The following is a 5,977-nucleotide window of genomic DNA, read 5'->3' as shown; positions in this document are numbered from 1 at the left end:
GGCGCGCTGAACCTGGGCGCCACCACCGTGACCGGCGAACACCTCGGCGTCACCACTGACGGCAGCGGTTCCTACACCACCGGCGCAGTGACCATCGGCAAGGGCGCCCACAGCCTGCGGGAAACACCGCAATCGGTCAGCGTCATGACCCGCAAGCTGATCGACGACCAGAACATCACCACCATCGATCAATTACTGGAACACACCCCGGGCATCACCACCTACGACTCACCTATGGGTGGCAAGTATTTCTATTCCCGTGGTTTCAAGATGCTCGGCCAATACCAGTTCGACGGTGTGCCGTTGGACATCGGCAAAGACTACGTACAGGCCGACAGCTTCACCGCCAACATGGCGATCTATGACCGGGTGGAAGTGCTCAAGGGTGCGGCCGGCATGCTCAAGGGCGCCGGCACCGCCAGTGGTGCGGTGAACTTCGTCCGCAAGCGGCCACAAGACAAACCCACCACCAGCCTGTCGCTGTCTGCCGGCACCTGGGACAACTACCGCGCCGACATCGATACCGGCGGCCCGCTCAATGACAGCGGCACCGTACGCGGCCGCGCCGTGGTCAGCCAACAGAACCGTGGCTCGTACATGGACGTCTCCAAGCGCCAGGACCAAGCTGTCTACCTCGCACTGGATGTTGACCTCTCGCCTGACACCACCCTGGGCATCGGTGCCAGCTACGAAGATGTCGATGCAACGCCCTGCTGGGGCGGTGTGCCGCGCTACAGCGACGGCAAGAGCATCGGCCTGAGCCGTTCCACCTGCCTGGGCCAGGCCTGGAACGACTGGCAGAGCCAACGCACTACGCTGTTTGCCGACCTCACCCACCACTTCAACGACGACTGGCAACTCAAGGTCACGGCGGTGAACAGCCGCAACCTGCAAGACATCAAATACGCCGCCAGCCAAGGCACCGTGAAGTACGGTGATCCGGCGCCAACCGCCGAGATGTACGCCGCGCTGTTTGACTACGACCACCGGGATTTCGGACTGGATGCCTACCTGGACGGTAAGTTCGAAGCGTTCGGTTTGCAGCATGAACTCATCATCGGCGCCAATGGCAGCCGTGGCACCCAGGACGATGTCTACGCGATCCGCAGCCTGCCCGACCGGCAAAGTATCTTCCTGCCCAACCACCACTTCCCGCAGCCCGCCAACGATACCTTCTGGCCCAACATGTACCGGGGCGGCACCGTCAAGGAAACCGCCACCCAGTACGGTACCTACGCCACTTTGCGCCTGAGGCTGGCCGAGCCATTGATGGTGGTGCTCGGCAGTCGCGTCAGTTGGTTCGAAAACCGCCGCCAGTCGAATAACCTCGCCTGGGGCGAATGGGCCCTGCAGGATGCACGCACCAAGGAAACCGGTGAAGTCACGCCGTTCGCCGCGGTGATCTATGACCTCGACGACAACCTTTCGGTGTACGCCAGCTACGCCGATATCTTCCAGCCACAAAGCTCCAACGCCACGGTGACCGGCGCTGCCCTCAAGCCCAAAATCGGCGAAAACTACGAACTGGGCATCAAGGGCGAATGGTTTGAGGGGCGCCTCAACAGCTCGCTGGCATTGTTCCGCGCTATCGAGAAAAACGCCGCCGAAACCGACTACACCACCCAATGCGGTACCTCGGCAGACGGCTATTGCTACACCGACACTGGCAAGGTTCGCGCACAAGGTGTCGAAGCCGAGTTGAGTGGCGAGTTGCTGGAACGCTTGCAAGTGGCGGGCGGCTACACCTACACCCAGACCAAGAATCTCAACAACATCAACAGCGCCGCCATTGGCGCGGTCGCAAACAGCTACGTGCCGCGACACATGCTGCGCTTGTGGGGCGATTATCAGTTGGACGGCACACTGTCGAAATGGAGCGTCGGCACCGGCGTCAACGCCCAGAGCAGCAACTACCGAATTCAAGGCATCAAACTGGAACAAGCCGGTTATGCGGTATGGAATGCGCGGTTGGCGTACCGGGTTGATGACACATGGACGGTGGCGCTGAACGGTAACAATCTCTTCGACAAAAATTACTATCAGACGGTGGGAACGGCCGACTGGGGTAATTTCTACGGCGAACCGCGCAACTTCACTGTCAGTTTGAAAGGCAATTTTTAAGGTTAGTACCGCCTCAATGTGGTGACGGACTCACGTCCTCACCACTCGTCGCTTGTCCCCGAAAAACCCCGCATCCGACCTCCGTCAAAAAAAGGTTTTCCTCAGCCGCAGGAAATTTCCTAAATTTGTTCCTACACTCCAAAACGCCAGCATTTTGTTCCGGGAAAACCCGGAAATCCGACCAAGACAGTCAACAAACTGTCACGCGGGAGAGTACCTGACGTGTCTAGACCGAAGGTCTTATAAAATAGTCAAAACCTTGACGAGCGACGAAAAGGGAACCATCATTTAGCCATTACCCCGCAAATTCCCTGCAGATAGATAGGTAATTGCGTATTACCCAGCGAAGTAACCGTTCGTCTGGCGCCACTTATAAAGCAAGCCCTGCCTTTATGGATGAGCAGCCGAACAAGGAAGCCCTGGTGTGCAATGAGGGATGTTTTTATGCGCGAGAAGTCGTCAGTCGACAGCCTGTTTTTGACCCGGGCCGGTTTCATTGAGTTCTTTGTTGTTTTCGTAAAATTGATGCACGGCCTCACCGCCGTTTTTCCAGCACTGATCCTGCTGTTTTATCCAGACCCGATGGCCCCCGAACTGCGCGCGCACTTTCTCGGCTTGCTGCTGTTTTTCGCGATCCTGACGATCATTCTGTTCCAGGCCATGGGGGTTTACTCCGAGGAGCTGTTCAGCAACCGCCTGCGGTTTCGCACCATGCTGGTGGCCTGGTCCGCGGCCTTTTGCATCCTGCTGTTCATGTACCAGATTCTGCTGATGTTCCCGCAGTTGAGCCCGCGCAACCTGGCGTTCTGGTTTATCACCAGCCTGGCGTTGTTCGGGCTGGAGCGGATCGTGATGCTGCGCCTGTTCCGCAACCTGATGGCCAGCGGCAAATACCTGCAACGCACGGTGATCCTCGGCTTCACCGACACCGCCGTGCACGTGGCCGACCACTTGCAGCGCAACGGCGATATCCGTTCCGGACTGATCGGTTTTATCGACGACCGCACCGAGCGCATCCCCAAGGAACTGAGCAACCTGCCGCTGCTGGGCAACACGCGCGACCTGGAAAAACTGATCCGCTCCGAGCAGGTCAACCAGGTGATGATCACCCTGCCCTGGGCCGCCGAACAGCGGATCAACGGGCTGGTGAAGCGCCTGCGGCAGATGTCGGTCAACGTCATGCTGGTGCCTGACATGGCGGCCCTGCGCTATGGCCACAGCCGTATCACCGATGTCGGCGGCATCCTGATGTTCAACACCTCCCACGTGCCGCTGCGGGGCTGGTCGCCGTTTATCAAGCGCTGTGAAGACCTGATCCTGGCAACCCTGGGCCTGGTGGCACTGTCGCCGATCATGCTGATCACGGCGATTGCCATCAAGCTCGACTCCAAGGGCCCGGTGCTGTTTCGCCAGAACCGGTTTGGCTACAACGACAACGTGATCCGGGTGTTCAAGTTCCGCTCGATGTACGCCGAGATGAGCGACTTCAACGCCGACCGCCAGACCACCCGCGGCGACCCGCGCATCACCCGCGTGGGCCGGATCATTCGCAAGACCAGCATCGATGAGCTGCCGCAGCTGTTCAACGTGCTGCTGGGCAACATGTCGATGGTCGGCCCGCGCCCGCATGCCACCGCGACCAAGGCCGCCGGCGTGCCCTACGAAGTTGCCGTGAGCGAGTACAGCTCGCGCCACCGGGTAAAACCGGGCATCACTGGCTGGGCGCAAATCAACGGCTATCGTGGTGAAACCGACACCCTGTTCAAGATCCAGAAACGCGTTGAGTACGACCTGGAGTACATCTCGAAGTGGTCGGTGTGGTTCGACTTGTACATCGTTTTCATGACGGTCCCGGCCGTCCTTTCGACCAAGGAAGTCTATTGATGAACACCCTCAACGGCTTGATTCCCTGCATCATTTCCGGTGGTTCGGGCACCCGGCTGTGGCCGGTGTCGCGGCAGAACATGCCCAAGCCTTTCATGCGCATGCGTGATGACCAGAGCCTGCTGCAGAAGACGTTCCTGCGGGCCAGTCACCTGCCGGGCGTGGAAAGCGTGCTGACGGTGACCAACCGCGACCTGCTGTTTCGCACCCTCGATGACTACCGCGTGGTCAACAAGGCCCATCTGGCCCTTGACCTGTTGCTGGAGCCGTTCGGGCGCAACACCGCCGCCGCCATCGCCGTGGCCGCCCTGCATGTACAGGAAAACTTCGGCAGCGAGGCGCAGTTGCTGATCCTGCCCGCCGACCATCTGATTCTTGATGAAAGCGCCTTCGCCGATGCCGTCACCCAGGCCCGCGAACTGGCGGAGGCCGGCTACCTGGTGACGTTCGGCATCCAGCCCGACCACCCGGAAACCGGCTTCGGCTATATCGAACAAGGCGAGGCGCTGGGCCAGGGGTTCCGGGTCAAGCGCTTCGTCGAGAAGCCCGACCTGGCCACCGCCCAGGGCTACCTGGACGGCGGCAAGCACCTGTGGAATGCCGGGATGTTCTGCTTCAAGGCCGGTACATTGCTGGAGGAACTGGCGCTGCACGCCCCCGCCGTGCTGGACGCCGCCAAGGCCGCCCTCGAGCACGGCCACAGCCTGAACAACAACAGTTGCCGTCAGCGCGAGCTGAACGCTGAAGGTTTCGGCGCGGCGCCCGACATCTCGATCGACGTGGCGCTGATGGAAAAATCCGCGCAAGTGGCGGTGGTGCCCTGCGACATCGGCTGGAGTGATATCGGTTCCTGGGACGCGGTGCGCCAACTCACCCCCAGCGACGCCAACGGCAACCAGGTCAATGGCCAGGCGATCCTGCATGACGTGCACAACTGCTACATCGACTCGCCCAAGCGCGTGTTGGGCGCAGTGGGCGTGCGCGACCTGATCGTCGTCGACACCCCGGATGCGATCCTGATTGCCGACGCCAAGCGCAGCCAGGACGTGCGCTACATCGTCGCCGAGCTCAAGCGCCAGGACCATCCGGCATTCAGCCTGCACCGCACTGTCACCCGGCCGTGGGGCACCTACACCGTGCTGGAAGAAAGCAGCCGCTTCAAGATCAAGCGCATCGTGGTCAAGCCCCAGGCCTCCTTGTCCCTGCAAATGCACCATCACCGCAGCGAGCACTGGGTAGTAGTCAGCGGCGCGGCGATGATTACCAACGGCGACCGTGAATTCCTGATCAACGCCAACGAGTCCACCTACATTCCGGCCGGGCACAAGCACCGCCTGACCAACCCCGGCATCATCGACCTGGTGATGATCGAGGTGCAGAGCGGCGAGTACCTGGGCGAAGACGACATTGTACGTTTTGACGACATCTACGGCCGGGCTCCGGCCGAAGTGAAGAAGTGATGCGTACCGCCCTGATCATCCCGACCCGCAACGCTTCCAGCCACCTCGACCGGCTGCTGCCGGCGCTGCGCATGCAAACCCTGCAACCGGACGAAACCCTGGTGGTCGACAGCGCTTCCAGCGATGACACCGTGGCGCGTTTTCGCGAGTTCGGCGTACGGGTCGAAGTGATCGATGCCAAGGACTTCAACCATGGCGGCACCCGCCGCTGGGCCAGCGAGCAAGTCGACGGCGACGCGCTGATCGTGATGACCCAGGACGCGATCCCCGCCGAACCCGAGACGTTCGCCAACCTGGTGGGCGAACTGGAACTGGACCCGCTCAACGGCGTCGCTTACGGCCGCCAGTTGCCGCACCCGGATGCCGGCGTGCTGGGCGCCCAGTCACGCCACTTCAATTACCCGCCGCAAAGCCGCAGCAAAAGCCTGGCGGATGCGCCGGAGCTGGGGATCAAGACCTGCTTCAGCTCGGATTCGTTTTCGGTGTACCGGCGCAGCGCCCTGCAAGCCGTC

General features: G+C 61.0%; 4 protein-coding genes. All 4 read left to right on the top strand.

Going from position 1 to position 5,977, the window contains the following annotated elements; translation table 11 throughout:
• On the top strand, positions 1–2,121 hold a 2,121-nt coding region (locus tag HX846_RS28580; RefSeq protein ID WP_178966590.1), incomplete at its 5' end, for a TonB-dependent siderophore receptor.
• Between the two features lie 444 nt (positions 2,122–2,565).
• Positions 2,566–4,005: an undecaprenyl-phosphate glucose phosphotransferase gene (locus HX846_RS28575; protein ID WP_003208206.1), complete on the top strand. Its 1,440-nt coding sequence runs from the start codon at positions 2,566–2,568 to the stop codon at positions 4,003–4,005.
• Entirely contained in the window at positions 4,005–5,465 is a 1,461-nt protein-coding gene (locus HX846_RS28570; protein ID WP_003208208.1) for a mannose-1-phosphate guanylyltransferase/mannose-6-phosphate isomerase, read from the top strand. Before HX846_RS28575 ends, HX846_RS28570 begins: the two co-directional genes overlap by 1 nt.
• On the top strand, positions 5,465–5,977 hold a 513-nt coding region (locus HX846_RS28565), incomplete at its 3' end, for a glycosyltransferase family A protein (protein ID WP_178966588.1). The genes HX846_RS28570 and HX846_RS28565, both read left to right, overlap by 1 nt.

The sequence above is a fragment of the Pseudomonas sp. K5002 genome, assembly GCF_013386655.1.
Lineage (GTDB): Bacteria > Pseudomonadota > Gammaproteobacteria > Pseudomonadales > Pseudomonadaceae > Aquipseudomonas.
The sequence above is the reverse complement of the archived record's forward strand: the minus strand, read 5'-3'. Positions and strand labels throughout refer to the sequence as shown.

What these genes read in the sequence shown, in the direction of transcription:
- HX846_RS28575 (WP_003208206.1), top strand. Translation starts at nt 2,566, where the DNA reads ATGCGCGAGAAGTCGTCAGTCGACAGCCTGTTTTTGACCCGGGCCGGT.
- HX846_RS28570 (WP_003208208.1), top strand. Translation starts at nt 4,005, where the DNA reads ATGAACACCCTCAACGGCTTGATTCCCTGCATCATTTCCGGTGGTTCG.